This is a genomic window from Paenibacillus sp. 203 (assembly GCF_037027525.1).
Lineage (GTDB): Bacteria > Bacillota > Bacilli > Paenibacillales > Paenibacillaceae > Paenibacillus > Paenibacillus polymyxa_B.
This window is the reverse complement of record NZ_JAXCHD010000033.1, coordinates 1-1287: the sequence shown is the minus strand read 5'-3', so window position 1 is coordinate 1287 and position 1287 is coordinate 1. Positions and strand designations below refer to the sequence as shown.

Here is a 1287-nt window from a genome sequence, read left to right as displayed (position 1 = left end):
GGAACTGACCCCATAACGTGAGACAAATCAAAACACCTTCAAGAGAATCAAGCCATGTCGTAAGATATGGAGATAACCTTGGAGGTGTTTTTACGTTGGCAACGAGAGTTAGCTATCCAGTAGAAGTGAAGATGAAAGCTATTGAAATGAGATTGGCAAGAGTTCCAGTAAGAGAGGTTATGGAGCAGTTGGGAATACGGAATAAGACACAACTAAAAACATGGATGAGGTGGTATCGAAAAGGCGAAGTACATCGTCTGGAGCAACCTGTGGGTAAACAATACAGCTACGGAAAAGGTCCGGAGCACTCTTCGGAGCTTGAAAAAGTAAAGGCGGAGAACCGATTCCTGAAGCAGCAATTGGACCTACTAAAAAAGTACAAGGAACTGGAAAGGAGGTGGAACCAGAAGTTGCCGTTGCCTGGGTCGAATCCATTCGAGACGAAGTGACGGTGTCTGAGGCTTGTACATGGCTCGGAATCGCAAGAGCGACCTACTACCGCTGGAAAGCAGCCGTGAAGACAGAGCACACAGATGCTACGGTGGAGAAAATCCGGGGGCTTTGCATCCATCATAAATTTCGGTATGGTTACCGGAAAATCACCGCACTCCTTCGGGCAGAGCAAAGAATGAATCACAAACGGGTTCAGCGGATTATGCAGCGTGAGGGGTTACAGTGCCGCGTGAGGATGAAAAAACGAAAGATCACTGGGCAGCCCGCTTATCCGGCAGAAAATCTGCTGAAGCGGCAATTCCATGCAGAGGCGCCCCTGCAAAAGCTCGTCACGGACATCACCTATTTACCGTTTGGCGGAAAAATGTTGTACTTCTCTAGCATTCTAGATCTGTACAATGGGGAGATTGTGGCTTACAGTATAGCGGACAAGCAAGACACGTCCTTGGTTTTGGATACGCTGAATCAACTTCCAAAACGGACAAACATGCTGCTTCATAGCGACCAAGGAAGCGTATATACGTCACAGGCTTATCAAGCTGCAGTAAAGGGAAAAGGCATTACCATGAGCATGTCCCGAAAAGGAACGCCCGCTGATAATGCCCCCATCGAATCGTTTCATTCCACACTAAAGTCCGAAACGTTCTACCTCGAAGATCTCATCTGTACAACGACTGCAATCGTTGTACAGACCGTTCGAGACTACGTCACCTACTATAACTCAATTCGGATTCAAACGAAACTAAATAACCAGTCGCCGGTAGATTACAGGCGACTGGCTGCTTAAACTTGAAAGGTGTTTTGATCCCTGTCTCACAAACGGGGGTCAGTCCC

1 protein-coding gene is annotated in these 1287 nt (G+C 47.5%); it reads left to right on the top strand.

The features are described 5' to 3' along the window. The first annotated feature begins 95 nt into the window (after positions 1 to 95). Positions 96 to 1240 (top strand): IS3 family transposase gene (locus WA407_RS26165; RefSeq protein WP_235307257.1). Its coding sequence is split into 2 segments (ribosomal slippage): positions 96 to 369 and positions 369 to 1240, totalling 1146 coding nucleotides; the frame shifts between segments, so codons are not numbered across the junction. The last annotated feature ends 47 nt before the right edge of the window (positions 1241 to 1287 follow it).